We start from the raw sequence: 15,572 nt of genomic DNA, 5'->3' as shown, positions 1-15,572 counted from the left end.
CCGCTGAAAGGGACGCGCGCCGAGGCGTCCGGGCGGCTGGCAAGGCCTGTGCATCAGCACGGTGCCGCCGAGCGATGATGCGACCCAGAACCGTGCGCAACCAGAGGACAAACCGCGTGAACGAAGACGAAGGCCGTGCCGTGGTGCACGAGGTGATCCGCGTGCACACCGACCCCGGCGACATCGACGCCACGGGCTGGAACACGCTGCTGGAAGGCCAGGCCTCCCCGACCCCCTTCCTGCGTCACGAGTACCTGATGGCGATGCACCGCTCGGCCAGTGCATCCCCCGCCACGGGCTGGACGCCGAGCTTCATCACCATCGAGCGCACCGGCCGCCTGGTGGCCGCGTGCGCGCTCTACCTGAAGGCGCACTCCTACGGGGAATACGTCTTCGACTGGGCCTGGGCCGATGCCTACGAGCGCCACGGCCTCGCCTACTACCCCAAGCTGCTGGGCGCCGTGCCGTTCACCCCGGTGCCGGGCAGTCGGCTGCTGGCGCAGGACGAGGCGGCGCGCGGCCTGCTCGTGCGCGCCATCACCGCCTTGGCGCAACAGGCCGGCCTGTCGTCCGCCCACTTGCTCTTCTTCGACGAAGCCGACCGTGCTGCGCTTTCAAGCGCCGGCTGGCTGCTGCGCGAAGGCGTGCAGTTCCACTGGACGGCGCCCGCCGGCGAACCGTGGCCCGACTTCGAGGGCTTCCTGGGCAGCCTGCAGCGCGACAAGCGCAAGAAGATCCTCCAGGAACGGCGCAAGGTCGCCGAGGCCGGCGTCACCTTCACGGTGCATGAAGGCCCGGCCATCGACGACGACCTCTGGGACTTCTTCCATCGCTGCTATACGCTCACCTACCGGGCCCATCATTCGCGGCCCTACTTGACGCGGGCGTTCTTCGCGGAGATGGCACGCCACATGCCGGCGCATTGGCTGCTCTTCGTGGCCTGGCGGGGCGAAGGCGCGGCGCGCGAGCGCATCGGGGCCTCGCTGATCGCCCTCGACCCGGCGCGCGGGGCCGCGTATGGCCGCTATTGGGGCGCCACCGCCTACGTGCCCTGCCTGCACTTCGAGGCCTGCTACTACCAGCCGCTGGCCTGGTGCATCGCCAACGGCTACCGGCGCTTCGAGGGCGGTGCGCAGGGCGAGCACAAGATGGCCCGCGGCCTGCTGCCGGTGCGCACCTTCTCGGCGCACTGGCTGGCCGACCGGCGCTTCGCATCGGCCGTGGCCGATTTCCTGGAACAGGAAGGCGCCGGGATCGGCGCCTATGTGGACGAGCTGAAGGAACGCAACCCGTTCAGGCCGGCTTCGTCTTGAGGTAGGCCTCGATGCCGCTGCGGATCTCCTGCTTGGCGGCCTCGGGCCCTTCCCAACCCTGCACCTTCACCCACTTGCCGGCTTCCAGGTCCTTGTAGTGCTCGAAGAAGTGCTGGATGGCCTTCAGGCGCATCTGGTTGATGTCTTCCGGCTTCTGCCAGTGGGTGTAGATCGGCAGCACCTTGTCGATGGGCACGGCCAGCAGCTTGGCATCGCCACCCGCTTCGTCTTCCATCTTCAGCACGCCGACCGGCCGGCAGGTGACGACCACGCCGGGCGTCAGGGGGAACGGGGTGATGACGAGCACGTCCACTGGGTCGCCGTCGTCCGACAGCGTCTGGGGCACGTAGCCGTAGTTGCACGGGTAGTGCATCGCGGTCGTCATGAAGCGGTCGACGAAGAGCGCGCCGCTGTCCTTGTCCACTTCGTACTTGATCGGATCGGCGTTCATCGGGATCTCGATGATCACGTTGAACTCGTCCGGGGCCTTTTTGCCGGGGCTGACTTTCTCGAGGCTCATGGGTTCTCAGGGGGCTTTAGAAGGGGTGCGGCATTCTAAGAGGCTCACTTTCGCCCTCCTGACAGCGGCCGGCGGCACAAGGAAAACACCATGCAAGCCATGCATGGCCTTCCCGTAGCATGCCCCGCAACCCGCCAGCCACGCCGCCGTCCCGGGCGTCGCGCAAACACAAGACTGGCACTCGTCCGAATTCAAGTGACCCACTGGAGAAGGAGAGACCTGATGTCGACCACTGTGGCGCTGTACGTGGCGCTGGCCTGCGGCCTTGCGGCCGTGCTCTATGGTTTTGTCCAGCGCAGCTGGATCCTGCGGCAGGACGCCGGGAACGCCCGCATGCAGGAGATCGCCGCGGCGATCCAGCAGGGCGCCGCGGCGTACCTGGCGCGGCAGTACCGCACCATCGGGCTCGTCGGCATCGTGCTGGCGGTGCTGATCGGCCTCTTCCTCGACCTCACCACGGCCGTCGGCTTCGTCGTCGGCGCGGTGCTGTCCGGCGCCTGCGGCTTCATTGGCATGAACGTCTCGGTGCGCGCCAACGTGCGCACCGCCCAGGCCGCCACGCGCGGCATGGCACCCGCGCTCGACGTGGCCTTCAAGGGCGGCGCCATCACCGGCATGCTGGTGGTGGGCCTCGGCCTGCTGGGGGTGTCGATCTTCTTCTGGTTCGTGGCCGGCAGCGCCTCCGCGGCCGACGGCAAGGCCCTGTCCGCCGCGCTCAAGCCGATGCTCGGGCTGGCCTTCGGCTCGTCGCTGATCTCGATCTTCGCGCGGCTCGGCGGCGGCATCTTCACCAAGGGCGCCGACGTCGGCGCCGACCTGGTCGGCAAGGTGGAAGCGGGCATCCCGGAGGACGATCCGCGCAACCCCGCGGTGATCGCCGACAACGTGGGCGACAACGTCGGCGACTGTGCCGGCATGGCGGCCGACCTCTTCGAGACCTACGCCGTCACCCTCATCGCCACGATGGCGCTGGGCGCCCTGATGATCACCGCGGCCCCGATGGCCGCGGTCCTGTATCCGCTGGTGCTCGGAGGGGTCTCCATCATCGCTTCCATCATCGGATGCATGTTCGTCAAGGCCAGCCCCGGCATGAAGAACGTGATGCCGGCGCTCTACAAGGGGCTGATCGTCGCGGGCGTGCTGTCGCTGATCGCGTTCTGGTTCGTCACCGGCGCGGTGATGCCGGCCGATGCGCTGGGGCCGGATACGCAGCTGCGGCTGTGGGGCGCGTGCCTGGTCGGGCTGGTGCTGACCGCCGCGATGGTCTGGATCACCGAGTACTACACCGGGACGCAGTACAAGCCGGTGCAGCACGTGGCGCAGGCCTCGACCACCGGCCACGGCACCAACATCATCGCGGGGCTGGGCGTCTCGATGCGCTCGACCGCCTGGCCCGTGCTGTTCGTCTGCGTGGCCATCGTGGCCTCGTACATGCTGGCGGGGCTCTACGGCATCGCCGTGGCCGCGACCTCGATGCTGAGCATGGCCGGCATCGTCGTCGCGCTCGATGCCTACGGCCCGATCACCGACAACGCCGGCGGCATCGCCGAGATGTCCGAGCTGCCCGACAGCGTGCGCGCCGTCACCGACCCGCTCGACGCGGTGGGCAACACCACCAAGGCCGTCACCAAGGGCTACGCGATCGGCTCCGCGGGCCTGGCCGCACTGGTGCTGTTCGCCGACTACACCCATGCGCTCGAAGCGCGCGGCCTGCAGGTGAGCTTCGATCTGTCCAACCACATGGTGATCGTCGGCCTCTTCATCGGCGGCCTCATCCCCTACCTCTTCGGTGCGATGGCGATGGAGGCGGTGGGCCGCGCCGCGGGCAGCGTGGTGGTGGAGGTGCGCCGCCAGTTCCGCGACATCCCCGGCATCATGGAAGGCACCGCCAAGCCGCAGTACGGGCAGGCGGTCGACATGCTGACCAGCGCCGCCATCAAGGAGATGGTGATCCCGAGCCTGCTGCCGGTGGTGGTGCCGATCGTCGTCGGCCTGCTGCTCGGGCCGGCCGCACTCGGCGGCCTGCTGATGGGCACCATCGTCACCGGCCTCTTCGTCGCCATCAGCATGTGCACCGGCGGCGGCGCCTGGGATAACGCGAAGAAGTACATCGAGGACGGCCACCACGGCGGCAAGGGCAGCGATGCGCACAAAGCCGCAGTCACCGGCGACACGGTCGGCGACCCCTACAAGGACACCGCCGGCCCGGCCGTCAATCCGCTGATCAAGATCATCAACATCGTCGCGCTGCTGATCGTGCCGCTGCTGCCGGGCGGCTTCATGGGCTGACCTGCGCCTGGCGGGGCCTTCCGTGGCCCTCAGTGGCCGGCGAGCGCCGTCTCGCCGGCGTTCCACTTCTGCGCACGGTTGCGGCCGTTGCGCTTGGCGACGTAGAGCGCGCCGTCCGCCTGTTCCAGCAGCTGGTGCGGCGTCTCGGCGCCCTGCACGATCGACGCCACGCCGAAGCTGGACGTGATGCGCAGCGCACCATGGCCCTCGATCGACTGGCCGGCCTGCGTCTCGATCTGATGGCGCAGGCGGTCGGCCACGGCCCAGGCCTGCTCGAGGTCCAACTCAGGCAGCAGGATGCAGAACTCCTCGCCGCCGTAACGCGCCAGCACGTCCTGCGGGCGCAGCGTCGCGCCGAGCGTGCGGGCCACGGCCTTGATCACCAGGTCGCCGACGGCGTGGCCGTACTTGTCGTTGAACGACTTGAAATGGTCGATGTCCGTCATGATGGCGCACAGCGCGCCGCCGGCCCGGGCCCGCGCGAAGATCGGGTCGAACGCATCGAAGAACGCCCGGCGGTTGAAGCAGCCGGTCATCGGGTCTTTCGTGGCCAGTTCGGTCAGCTCGCGGTTCTTGGCCTCGATCTCCTGGCGCGAGGCTTCCAGCTCCGTCAGCGCCGTGCGCAGCTGGACGTTCATCCGGTCGAGTTCGGTCACGTCGTCGAACGTGACGAGCGCGCCGCGCACGCGGCCCCCGCCATCCTGCACCGGCGAAGCATTGAGCACCAGCTTGCGCGGCGGACCGCCGTCCGGCTGCGCGATGTTGAGCACCTCGCCCGTGACCGCCTCGCGGCTGTCCATCACACGCGCCCACGCGTGCTGCGCGGCATCGTGCGGCATCGCCGCGGCCAGCCACGGCAGGCCCGACGCCGGCCGGCCCAGATGGTCCCTGACGGCATCGGGATGCAGTGCGCCGAAGGCCTGGTTGGCCATCAGGATGCGGCCGCGGTCGTCGACGATCATCACCGCCTCGGTCAGCGTATCGAACGCGCTCTTCACCCGCTCGGGGATGGTCGCGCTCGGGTCCAGGTGCTGCAGCACGCGGCGCAGGTACAGGTGGTAGAGCACGAAGCCCAGGCCGGCCAGCAGCAAGGAGAACTGCACCCACCGCTGCGCCAGCCAGCCGGGCAGCGTGCTCGAGGCCAGCGGCCGGAACCGCGCCTCGATGCGGCCCCACCGCACGCCGTTGCGCTGGAGGTCGACCATCACGTGCGTGAGGTTCGACCGCCCGTCGGCCGGGAGCTTCCAGTCCTGTGCATGGCGGCGGGTGGCCGCCAGCAGGCTGCCGTCTTCGCGCCGCAGGCCCACCGACAGCAGGTCGGGTTCGACGGCCACGACGTCGTGCATCGTGCGCAGCAGCAGCGCCTGCTCCTGCGGCCGCTGCATGATCGCGGCGAGCTGCATCGCCAGCGCATTGACGATCCGCAACCGCACCTGGCGGGCCACCTCCCCTTCGGCAGGAAACACACCCAGCACCAGGTCGAGCACCAGCACCAGCATGCTCGTCATCGCCACCAGCCCGGCCGCGATGCGGCCGATGGGGCTCAGCCGCACGCGCCTCATGGCCGCACTGCCGCCGCGGCCGACGTCGCCTCCAGTGCAGGGAACACGGCCTTGCAGCGCATCCCGGCCGGCATCGCCTGGCCGGGATTGGGCAGCACCAGCCGCACCCGGAACGAACTGCTCGCCGCATCGATCACCCGGTCCACCCGCAGCACCCGGGCCTGCACCTCTCCGAACCCCGGAACGCCCGGGGTGACGGTGGCGGTCGTTCCTTCGCGGATGCGGTTGAACAACGCCGCGGGCACCAGCACCTCGACGCGCAGCGGGTCCAGGGCCACGATGCGCATCAGCGGCCTGTCCTCCACCCGCTCGCCGCGCGACACGTACCGGTCGACCACCACGCCGTCGATCGGACTGCGGATCGACCGCTGGCCGAGCTGCGCGCCCGCCACCGCCAGCTCCTGCGCGGCCACCTGCAGTTGCTCACGCGCCTGCCGTGTCCTGGCCCGGGCCAGGTCGTGCTCCGTGGCCGCCTGGTCGCGTGCGATGGCCGAGACGAAGTTCTGCGCAAAGAGCAGCTCCGTGCGGTCGAGCTTGCCCCGGGCGAAAGCCTCCGCGGCCTCGGCAGACCGGAGCTCGGCCTCCGCCTGGCTGCGGGCCTGGGCCGCGGCGTAGCCGGCCCGTTCGACCGCCGCCGACAGCTGCGCCACCGCCTGCCCGGCGCGCACGGCATCCCCGCGCTCCACCAGCATCTGCGAGACGACGCCCACGACGGGACTGCCGAGCTCCACCGTTTCCGACGGCTCGATCAGGCAGCCGAGCACCTGCGCCTGCAAGGCAGACGTGTGTGCGAGAAGAAGTGATAGCAACATGCGCTTGACCAACGACACAAACCACATAACCGTCCCGCTTGAAAAAGAACGCGAGCAAAAACGACTCGTCCGATAGAATTGATTCTCCTGCCCCCAGGCGTCGGCGGAAATTCGAATATCAACAGCAAATTGCAATCAATTTTGAGCAATTACTCCGCCTCACCTCCCAGCGACAGCCCTCGGTCCATGGCTGCGTCCTGCTGCGCCAGCAGCGCACGCTGACGCGCCTGCGAGCGCTCGGCCCTGCGCTGCGGCACGGCGGCCAGCAGGTCGGCGCACCAGCCGGCCACCACGCGGCCGGGCGCGGCCCGCACGATGGCCCGCGCGAGGGCCGTCCACCCCGGATGCCGTGCGAACAGGCCGGCCTCCAGGGCCAACCAGCGCTGCACGCTGCCGCGCTGCCCCTGGCGTGCGCAGCGGCCGGCCAACTGGCGGTCGACGCGTCGGGCAACGTTGTGCTGGCAGGCCAGTACATGCAGGCCGCCCACGGCTTCCACCGCCTGCGGCACGGGGATGTCCGTCCCCCGGCCTGCCATGTTGGTGGCCACGGTGAGGCAGCCGGCTCCGCCGGCCGCCGCCACCACTTCGGCCTCGGCATGGTCATGCCGGGCGTTGAGCACGGCGTGCGGCAGGCCGGCGGCGGCCAGGCAGGCGGCCAGCCGCTCGGACTCCGCCACCGAGTCCGTGCCGACCAGCACCGGCCGGCCCAACGCATGCAGCCTCGCCACCTCCGCCACCACCGCCCGCCAGCGGTCCTCGTCCCGCTCGTACAGCCGCGTCGGCCAGCGGTCTCGACGGCAGGGGCGGCGCAGCGGTATCGGCTGCACCGCCAGGCCGTAGGTCGCCAGCAGCTCGGCGCGCGATTCGCGCACCGTGCCGCTCATGCCGCCCAGCTTCAGGTACCGGGGGAAAAAGCGCTGGTAGGTGATCTGCGCCAGCGTCTGCGGCACACCCGTGGGCTCGCAGCCCTCCTTCAGCTCGATCAGCGTCTGCAGCCCGTGGGACCACACCCGCCCGTCGGCCACGCGGCCGGTGGTCTCGTCGATCAGCACGACGCGGCCGTCCCGCAGCAGGTAGTCGCGGTCCGCGCGGTACAGGTGCCGTGCCGCCAGCGCCATCGCCACCCGCGCCGCGGCGTCGCGCGCATCGCACCAGCGCCCCCCGAGCCGCCGGCCATGGGCCGCCACCGCGGCCCGGCCGCGGTCGGTGAGATCCGCCTGGCGCGAGCCGGCATCGAGCCGATAGTCGCACGCGGCCCGCAGCAGCCCGGCCACACGCAGCGCCTGCCGGCAGAACTCGACGTCGCCAGGGTCGACATGGGCGCGCGACAGGATCAGCGGCGTGGTCGCCTCGTCGATCAGGATGCTGTCGGCCTCGTCGACCAGCGCCATGCACAGCCCCCTCAGCAAGGGCTGCCCGCCCGCGCTGGGCCGGCCGGCCAGCAGCGCGGCGCGCCGCTGCAAGTCGCTGTCCGCGGGCAGGCCGGCCATGCGGTCGCGCAGATAGTCGAACACCAGCTCGCGCGCGGTGCAGTAGGTCAGGTCGCAGCCATAGGCCCGGGCCCGCTCGGCAGGGGGCATCGGCTGGGTGACGTGGCCCACGCGCAGGCCAAGCGCCTCGTACACCGGCCTCAGCCGCTCGGCATCGCGCGCCACCAGGTAGTCGTTGGCGGTGATCACGTGCACCGGGATACCCGCCAGCGCCGCTACCGCCGCCGCCAGCAGGGCTGAGAGCGTCTTGCCCTCCCCGGTGGCCATCTCGGCGATCCGGCCGTCGAGCATCACTCGGGCCGCGATGATCTGCGTGTCGAAGTGCGCCAGGCCCAACTGCCTGCGTGTGGTTTCGCGCACCAGCGCAAATGCCTGCGGCAGCGCGGGGCTGCCCAAGCCTTCGCGGGCGAGCGCGGTGCGCACGGCCTGCAGGCGCTGCCGCAGCAGCGTCTCCGGCAGCGCCGCCAGGGCCTGCGCCTCGGCCAGAACCCCGGCCACGAAGCGGCGGTGCCGCCGGCCCGCCCGCCACCGTGGGGCGCACAGGCAGGTCCGCAGCGTGCCCTGCGAGCGCCACCAACGCAGCCATGCCGGCTCGGCCGCCCCGCTGCGCTGCGGATAGGCGCCCAGCACCACGCCCGGTCGCGGCAGGACGGCAGCCACCCGGCTCACCCGGGATCGGCGTGGCGCAGGAACGCCTGCCGCGCGCGGCGCCACAGCTGGGCCGCAAGCGGCGCGCGGCCATGGTCGAAGCGCACCCATGCCCGGCCGCCAATGCGCTCCACCGGCACCTGCGGCACCCGCAGGTCGACCACGAACAGCGGCAGCAGCGTGCGCAGGCCTTCGGGATCGGCGGGATCGGTCACCCAGGCGCCGCCGCCCCGGTCGCCCAGCGCGGCGCTGGGCAGCGCCTGGCCGCCCGCCGGCACCTCCCGCAGCGTGACCGCAGGGCGGGCAATCGCCGGCGCGTCGGCCAGCCGCACCGCCACCGACCGCGTGCCCCCGCGCACCAGGTCGATGTCGTCCTGCGACACCGGAACGCGCAGCTCCAGCGGCTGGCCGTCGATCACGTAGGCCAGCATCGCCCCCTGAGGCACATGCCGCCTCGGCAGGTCGCGGGGGCGCGGCACCACCAGCGTGCCGTCCGCCGGGCTGCGCACGTGCAGCAGCCCGATGCGTTCGTCGAGCCGCTGCAGGTCGGCGCGCAGCCGGTCGATCTCCGCCGCCACCGCCTGCGCGCGGACCGGGTTGCCGAACAGGGCCTGGTGATGCGTGACGTCGGCCGCCACCAACTGCGCAGCCACCCGCGCACGCTCGGCCGGCAGGGCCGGATCCTCCAGGCGCATCAGCACCTGCCCCCGCCGGACGCGCTGGCCATCGGCCACCAGCAGTTCGGCGACGAAGCCGGCCGTGCCCGCCCGCACGCGGGCGCCCTCGGGCGCGATCACCACGCCTTCGGCCCGCGTGGCCATCGGCAGCGGCAGCACGCCGACGAGCCCCACCACCACCGCCGCGCCGGCCAAACTCGCCGCCATCGCCCGCCCCCGCCGCTGCGCCAGGCGGGGGTCGCGGCACAGGAAGCGCAGCCCGCGCCACAGCGGCTGCAGCAGCAGGCCGAAGAGCGCCCACGCCAGCGCGACGAGGCCCAGCGCCGCCGACTGCGTCGCGGTCCAAAGCACGATGAGCACCGCGACGGCGAACCGGTAGGCCGCGGCCGCCAGGCCGTAGGCGACGAACCAGGGCGCCTCGCCGCGTGCCACGGCGGGCGGCGCGATGCGCTGCAGCCCCAGGCCGAAGCGCTGCACCAGCCACACGAGGTAGGCCTTGCTGCGCGGCCCGAGGTTGGGCAGGTCGAGCGCATCGCACAGCATGAAGTAGCCATCGAAGCGCAGCAGCGGGTTGGCGTTGAAGAGCAGGGTCGACACGCTGCAGATGACGAGCACGACGAACGCCGCGTCCCGCACCAGGCCCTCCTCGGTGGCGAGCCATACACCCAGCGCCGCGGCGGCCAGCAGCAGCTCGGCCATGATGCCCGCCGCCGCCACCCCCATGCGGTGGCGCCTCAGGGCGAACCCGTTGGACGCGGAAGCATCCACGTAGGGCACCGGCACGAAGAACAGCAGCGTGATGCCCACCTCGTGCACTTCGCCGCCGTGGGCACGCACCACCAGCGCATGGGCGAGCTCGTGCACCGCCTTCACGAGGGGATAGCAGACCCACGCCATCAGCAGGTGGCGCGGCGTGGGCATGTGCAGCCCGGCGTGGCTGCGCAGCTCGGGCCAGTGCATGGCCGCCGCGACCGCTGCCGTGCCCACGGCCAGCAGCCACAGCAGCAGCACCGGCGTGCCCACCAGCATCCGCCCCAGGCCGGCAAGCGGCCGCAGGCACGCGGAAGGATCGGCGATGGGCACGCGGAAGGCCAGCGGGTTGGCCGCACGCCGGCGGGCGGTGCGGCGGCGGTCCTCCCCCCGGCGCAGCAGCGCGGCCACGTCGGGCGTGCGTTCGCACTGGATGAGCCCGGCCGCATCGAGCTGCATCAGCAGCGCGACGACGTCGGGCTGCGTCGGTGCGGCCTCGCCGTGCAGCGCGCGCAGCGACTCCCAGATCTGCTGCACGCTCGCCTGGCCGTCGAAGCGGCCGGCGAGCCGCCAGGCCGATTCGTTGAGCCGGTGGTGCCGGCCCGAGGCGCCGTCCTGCAGCACGAACCACAACGTGCCGCGCGACGGCCTGCGCTGCACGCGCACATGGCGCCGCAGGCGCGGGTGCAGCCCGGCCACCCGATACCAGTGGGGGCTGTGGATCGCCTCCATCATGTCAGCCACGCCCACCACTGCAGGCGCAGCCAGTCGACGAGCCGGTGCGTCGCGATCCACAGCAGTGGCCGTTCGCCGGCCTCGATGCGTGCCACCCCGCGCAGCCCCGGCCGCAGCACCTGCGGCCCGCCGTCGACCGACGCCTCGACCTCGAACACGTTGCGGCCGTCGATCGTGGCCGCCACGGGCGTGATGCGTTCGACGCGGATCGCCAGCGGCCGCTGGGGCGCGGCCGCCAGCGCGAGCCGCCCGGCCTGGCCGACGCGCACGTCCGCGATGTCGTGCTCGTCGACCTCGACGATCACGCGGTGCCCCTCGCCCTGCGCGAGCGTCATCAGCACGTCGCCCCGCTTGACCGGCGCTCCCAGCGCCTGCGTCAGGTCGCCCTGGATGACGACGCCCGCGAAGGGCGCTTCCAGCCGCGAGCGGCGCAGCGACTGCTCGGCGAGGTCGAGCTGCGCGCGGGCCTCGTCGGCCCGCGACAGCGCCACCACCATCTGCGCACGGTCGTGGCGCGCCAGCGCCTCGCCGTAGGCGTGTTCGTGCTGCTGCGCCTCGCTCTGCCACTTGCGCCGCTCGAGCTGCAGTTCCTCCCGCGAGAGCTCGGCCAGCAGCTGGCCGGGCTGCACCGCATCGCCGGGGCGAGCGTGCACCTCCTGGATGAAGCCGTCGACCGGCGCGACGAGCGCACGCTGCACCGCGCCCTCGACCCGCGCGGCGGCGCCGATGCGGTGCTCGCCGGGCACCCACGCCGCCACGCCGATCGCGGCACCCACGGACACGGCCGCCAATGCCAGCAGCTTGGCCGTGGGATGGCCCGGGCCGACGAGGCGGTCCTGCGCGCCTCGCGCTGCATCGAGCAGGTGGCGTGGCAGCGAACGCTGCTGCTGCCGCTTGAGTTCGATCAGCGGCCCGAGGAGGCACGCGGCATGCTCGATGAACAGGACCTCGGCGGCATCGAACGGCGGGCCCGCGCGCTCCAGGGTCATCGCGCCCACCAGCCGGCCGTGGTCGGCCAGCGGCACCGTGCACAGGTGGCCACCCCCTTGGGCCCGCGCCTGTTCGGCATGGGCATGCACGATGCGCGGCGGCTCGCCGGGCGGCAGCGGCCACACCAGCGTCGCGGACTGGTCCAGCGCCTCGTCCATCGCGGCGCCGATGCCGCGCGCGAGGGCCCGCTCGGCGTCCACGTCGGCACAGTGCGACAGCGCCACGACCTCGCACGCAGCGCCCTTGCGCAGCCCGATGCCGACCCGGTCGCAGGCCATCAGCGTGCACAGCTCGGTGGCCACCGCCGCCGTCGACGCCGGCAGCCGGGCGTGGGACAGGGCCGCGGCCTGCAGGGCGAGCACGAGGCCGGCACGGTCCGCGCCCGGCTCGGCAGCCGGCCGGACGACGCCGGCGGTCGGGACGGGCGGCAAGGCCGGCGCGGCGGCAGTCGCGGCCGGGTCGCCGGCCGCTTCCAGCCCTGGCCACGGCGACCGGAGATCGGGGGGCGCATTCATGGGTGAACCTTACGCACTTTCTGCCATCTTCGAGGGCGGAGAAAGATCACTTTAGAGGTTCATTTGCCGCCACTTGAGTCATCTGTGCCGGCTTCGGCCAGGCGCAAGCGCGGCGCGCAGCCTTCCTAGAATGGCCCGATGCAGTCCTCCTCGCCGCGCGCGCTCCTGGTCACCTTCCTGCTCGCGGCGCTGCCCGCGCTGATCTTCCTCGTCGACATGCAGACGCCCCTCGGTTATGCCGAATGGGCGCTCTACGTGATCCCGACCGCGCTCACCTTGCTGCAGTCCCGGGTGATCGTCCCGCTGCTCGTCGCCTTGGGCTCGACGGCCTGCATCCTGCTTGGCTACCACTTCTCTGCCGGCGGCTCCGGCACGGGCTTCGCGGTGGTCAACCGGAGCATCGGGATCGTCGCGGTATGGACGATGGCGATCGCGATCATGCAGACGCTCAAGACGCGCATGCAGGTGCAGTCGCTGCTGTGGATGCAGCAGGGCGAGGCCGCCGTCTCCCAGGCCCTGCTGGGCGAGCAGACGCCGCAGGACATCGGCGTCAACGCCACCCGGGCGCTGTGCGAGCTGACCGGCGCGGCGGTCGGCGTGCTCTACCGGCTCGACGGCCAGGTGCTGCTGCGCAGCGGCGGCCACGGGATCGACACGACGCAGGTGGCCGAGCGCTGGCAGCTGCCCGAGGGCCTGCCGGGCCAGGTCGCCGCCAGCAACCGGCCGATGCGGGTGCCGCAGGTGCCGCCGGGCCACCTGCCCATCGCCACCGGCCTGGGCCGCAGCGATCCCGCGCAGCTGCTGCTCGCGCCGCTGACGGCCGACCGCAGCGTGTTCGGCGTGGTCGAACTCGGCTTCCTCGGCAGCCAAGACACGCTGGAGCGCGAAAGCGCGCTGTTGGCGGCCGTCGGCGAGCCGATCGGCCTGGCACTGCGCGGCGCGATCTACCGCGAGCGCCTGATGCTGCTGCTGGAGGAGACCCAGCGCCAGAGCGAGGAACTGCAGGCGCAGCAGGAAGAGCTGCGGGTGGCCAACGAGGAGCTGGAGGAGCAAAGCCGCGTGCTCTCCGAGTCGCAGGCCCGCCTGGAGACCCAGCAGGTCGAGCTGGAGCAGACCAACCTGGCACTGTCGGAGCAGAAGGCTTCGCTCGAACGGCAGAAGCAGCACCTGGTGCAGGCCCAGTCCGCGCTGCGCGGCCATGCCGAGCAGCTGCAGGAGGCGAGCCGCTACAAGTCGGAATTCCTCGCCAACATGTCGCACGAGCTGCGCACGCCGCTCAACAGCGCGTTGATCCTGTCGCGGCTGCTCACCGACAACCGCGAGGGCACGCTGACGCCCGAGCAGGTCAAGTACGCGCAGACCATCCACGACGCCAACAACGACCTGCTCGCCCTGATCAACGACGTGCTCGACCTGTCGAAGATCGAGGCTGGCAAGGCCGAGCTGGACATCGGGCCCGTGGTGCTCGACGACCTGCTCGGCCGCCTGCGCACGATGTTCGAGCCGCTGGCCGCGCAGAAGGGCCTGGCGCTCGAGGTGTCGGCCGACGCCGGGCTGCCGGCCGAGATCCGCAGCGACCCCAAGCGGCTGCAGCAGGTGCTGAAGAACCTGCTGGCCAATGCGCTGAAGTTCACCGAGCGCGGCGAGGTCGCCCTGCGCGCGGCCGCACGCCCCGACGGCCGCATCGCCTTCGCGGTGCGCGACACCGGCATCGGCATCCCCGCCTCGCAGCAGGAGGTGATCTTCGAGGCCTTCCGCCAGGCCGACGGCAGCACCAGCCGCCGCTTCGGCGGCACCGGCCTGGGCCTGTCGATCTCGCGCGAGCTCGCGCGCCGCCTGGGCGGCGACATCGCCGTCGACAGCGAGCCCGGCCGCGGCAGCACCTTCACGCTGGAGGTGCCGGTGGAGGCGGTCGACACCGAGGCCGGCGGCGCCGGGCTCCCGCCGACGCCGGCACCGGCGCCCGCACCGGCATCGGTGCCCGCACCGCCGCCCTCGCCGCGGCGAGCGGCACCGCCGCCGGCGCCGGCCGAAGAGACGGCCCCGCCCCGCCGCCGTGCCGAGCGGCGCCACACCGGCCGGCTCGTGCTGGCGGTGGAGGACGACCCCGTCTTCGCCAAGGTGCTGTGCGACCTGGCGAAGGAAATGGGCTTCGACTGCGAAATCGCGGCCAGCGGCGAAGAGGCGCTGCAGCTGGCACACGAGCTGCATCCCAACGGCATCCTGCTCGACGTGGGGTTGCCGGACCAGTCCGGGCTGACCGTGCTCGAGCGCCTGAAGCGCGACCCCGACACCCGCCACATCCCGGTGCACGTCGTGTCCGCGCACCCGCACGTGCAGACGGCACGCGAACTGGGCGCCGTCGGCTACCTGCAGAAGCCGGTGGACCGCGAAGGCCTGGCCCAGGCGCTGGAAGCCCTGCAGCGCCGCATCCAGCAGCAGGTACGGCGGTTGCTCATCGTCGAGGATGACGAGGCATTGCGCAGCCACCTGGAGCTGCTGTTGGGAGGCGAAGGGGTGGAGATCACGGCCGTGGGGACGATCGCAGGCGCGCTGCAGCAACTCAGCACGGCCACCTTCGACTGCATGGTCATGGACCTCGCGCTGCCCGACGGCACCGGCTACGACCTGCTGGAACGAATTGCGGCAACCGAGGACTACGCGTTCCCGCCCGTCATCGTCTACACCGGCCGCGCGCTCAGCCGCGACGAGGAGCAGCGGCTGCGCCGGCACTCCAAGTCGATCATCGTCAAGGGCGCGCGCTCGCCCGAGCGCCTGCTCGACGAGGTGACCCTGTTCCTGCACAGCGTGGAGGCCACGCTGCCTGCCAACCAGCGCCAGCTGCTGCGGCAGGCGCGCCAGCGCGACGCGGTGCTCGACGGCCGGCAGATCCTGCTCGCCGAAGACGACGTGCGCAACATCTTCGCGCTCTCCAGCGTGTTCGAGCCCCTCGGCGCCAAGCTGGTGATCGCGCGCAACGGCAAGGAGGCGCTGGCCCGGCTGGACGACGAGGGCGCGCAGATCGACCTGGTGCTGATGGACATCATGATGCCGGAGATGGACGGCCTGACCGCGATGCAGCGCATCCGCGAGCGGCCCGAATGGGCCGACCTGCCGGTGATCGCGCTGACCGCCAAGGCCATGGCCGACGACCGGGACCGCTGCCTGGCCGCCGGCGCGAACGACTACGTCGCCAAGCCGATCGACATCGACAAGCTCGTGTCCCTGTGCCGCGTGTGGATGCCCAAGTGAGCACGCCGCCCCGGCCCGA

The 15,572-nt window shown here is 71.9% G+C and carries 9 protein-coding genes; 3 read left to right on the top strand and 6 right to left on the bottom strand.

Annotated features, from left to right (window positions below):
- The first annotated feature begins 116 nt into the window (after positions 1 to 116).
- The gene (locus V4F39_RS09195; RefSeq protein WP_378235055.1) at positions 117 to 1,313 is read left to right on the top strand and encodes a GNAT family N-acetyltransferase; all 1,197 of its coding nucleotides are present in this window, start codon (positions 117 to 119) and stop codon (positions 1,311 to 1,313) included.
- On the opposite strand, the gene ppa is transcribed toward V4F39_RS09195, so the two are convergent.
- Positions 1,294 to 1,833 carry an inorganic diphosphatase gene (gene ppa / locus V4F39_RS09190; protein ID WP_332289021.1) on the bottom strand — a complete coding sequence of 180 codons (540 nt, stop codon included), beginning with the start codon at positions 1,831 to 1,833 and terminating at the stop codon, positions 1,294 to 1,296. The two genes, V4F39_RS09195 and ppa, sit on opposite strands and share 20 nt — an antisense overlap.
- A 222-nt stretch (positions 1,834 to 2,055) precedes the next feature.
- Here ppa and V4F39_RS09185 point away from each other — a divergent pair, with 222 nt between their 5' ends.
- Complete coding sequence (locus V4F39_RS09185) at positions 2,056 to 4,122, top strand: sodium-translocating pyrophosphatase (protein WP_332289020.1); 2,067 nt, start codon at positions 2,056 to 2,058, stop codon at positions 4,120 to 4,122.
- A 29-nt stretch (positions 4,123 to 4,151) separates the two neighbouring features.
- On the opposite strand, the gene V4F39_RS09180 is transcribed toward V4F39_RS09185, so the two are convergent.
- From V4F39_RS09180 to V4F39_RS09160, 5 genes are all read right to left on the bottom strand, one after another.
- The gene (locus V4F39_RS09180) at positions 4,152 to 5,684 is read right to left on the bottom strand and encodes a GGDEF domain-containing protein (protein WP_332289019.1); all 1,533 of its coding nucleotides are present in this window, start codon (positions 5,682 to 5,684) and stop codon (positions 4,152 to 4,154) included.
- Positions 5,681 to 6,460 carry an efflux RND transporter periplasmic adaptor subunit gene (locus tag V4F39_RS09175; RefSeq protein WP_332289018.1) on the bottom strand — a complete coding sequence of 260 codons (780 nt, stop codon included), beginning with the start codon at positions 6,458 to 6,460 and terminating at the stop codon, positions 5,681 to 5,683. Before V4F39_RS09175 ends, V4F39_RS09180 begins: the two co-directional genes overlap by 4 nt.
- A gap of 185 nt (positions 6,461 to 6,645) precedes the next feature.
- The gene (locus V4F39_RS09170) at positions 6,646 to 8,646 is read right to left on the bottom strand and encodes a preprotein translocase subunit SecA (protein ID WP_332289017.1); all 2,001 of its coding nucleotides are present in this window, start codon (positions 8,644 to 8,646) and stop codon (positions 6,646 to 6,648) included.
- A gap of 5 nt (positions 8,647 to 8,651) precedes the next feature.
- Positions 8,652 to 10,796 carry a PqqD family peptide modification chaperone gene (locus V4F39_RS09165; protein WP_332289116.1) on the bottom strand — a complete coding sequence of 715 codons (2,145 nt, stop codon included), beginning with the start codon at positions 10,794 to 10,796 and terminating at the stop codon, positions 8,652 to 8,654.
- Positions 10,793 to 12,301: a GAF domain-containing protein gene (locus tag V4F39_RS09160; RefSeq protein ID WP_332289016.1), complete on the bottom strand. Its 1,509-nt coding sequence runs from the start codon at positions 12,299 to 12,301 to the stop codon at positions 10,793 to 10,795. Before V4F39_RS09160 ends, V4F39_RS09165 begins: the two co-directional genes overlap by 4 nt.
- A gap of 138 nt (positions 12,302 to 12,439) precedes the next feature.
- On the opposite strand from V4F39_RS09160, the gene V4F39_RS09155 reads away from it, so the two are divergent.
- Positions 12,440 to 15,553, top strand: a complete 3,114-nt coding sequence (locus V4F39_RS09155) for a response regulator (RefSeq protein ID WP_332289015.1) — start codon at positions 12,440 to 12,442, stop codon at positions 15,551 to 15,553.
- The last annotated feature ends 19 nt before the right edge of the window (positions 15,554 to 15,572 follow it).

Source organism: Aquincola agrisoli (assembly GCF_036621135.1).
GTDB classification, from domain to species: Bacteria; Pseudomonadota; Gammaproteobacteria; order Burkholderiales; family Burkholderiaceae_C; genus Aquincola; species Aquincola agrisoli.
The sequence above is the reverse complement of the archived record's forward strand: the minus strand, read 5'-3'. Positions and strand labels throughout refer to the sequence as shown.